The following is an 801-nucleotide window of genomic DNA, read 5'->3' as shown; positions in this document are numbered from 1 at the left end:
AAGTTTAGGTGCAAACGTTATAACAATACCAATTAGATATTCTTCTATTAATAAAAAAGTTGTTATATAGGAGTCGTTATAGAGGATGCAAAGAAATGGATGTTATATTAAGCAATTTTGCATCAAGTTACTTATGCGATTTCTCTTTAAACGAGTTAATAGAATACAAAAAAATAATAGAACTAAGTGATAATGAGCTGTACTGTTACTTACTTAAACAAAAAAATATACCACCTACATTAGATAAAAACATAATGAAAAATATTACTCAACAACCATCACCTATAAGGTAAATTCCAATCAATTTGAAATTATCGTGGACAGGCTCACCTTCCTGTATTGAGATATACTATAGTACCAATTCCCATTACTGAGAGAGCGGATAGACAATCAAGGAAAAAAGCCAATTATGAACGTATTTCTTAAGCAGATGTTACAGTATTTAGAGACACAAGAGGCTTTTCTAATTATGGATTGCGCCAGTTGCATAGGTCTTGAGGATCCAGAGCAATAGGTTCGCAGAATTATCAATAGAATGCAAAAAATAATTTCGGAAAAGCTAGATAGCACTTTGGGACTAAATGTTAAACGAGATGATGTTATTCAAGCACTTAATTGGTCAGGCATAAATGCAAAGAATATGGTTACCAACTTAATCCATTCATCATTAGCCTAAGTGCTAGCTAGTCCAGTCATCCTTCTGATGTTCAGCCTGAGTAATGACCATAGCAATTCTGTTTCTATTTCCGTACCCATTATCAGCCTCAATGGTTACTTTTACTGTAAATTCCAAACCGTTAA

General features: G+C 33.0%; 1 protein-coding gene. It reads left to right on the top strand.

The annotated features are described in order from the left end of the window. Window positions 1-59 precede the first annotated feature (59 nt). Window positions 60-293, top strand: a complete 234-nt coding sequence (locus V6U76_RS05345; RefSeq protein WP_333024108.1) for a succinate dehydrogenase assembly factor 2 — start codon at window positions 60-62, stop codon at window positions 291-293. Window positions 294-801 lie beyond the last annotated feature (508 nt).

It is taken from the genome of Wolbachia endosymbiont of Pentidionis agamae, from assembly GCF_036711655.1.
Taxonomy (GTDB): Bacteria; Pseudomonadota; Alphaproteobacteria; order Rickettsiales; family Anaplasmataceae; genus JAZHPY01.
This window is presented reverse-complemented; position numbering and strand designations above follow the sequence as displayed.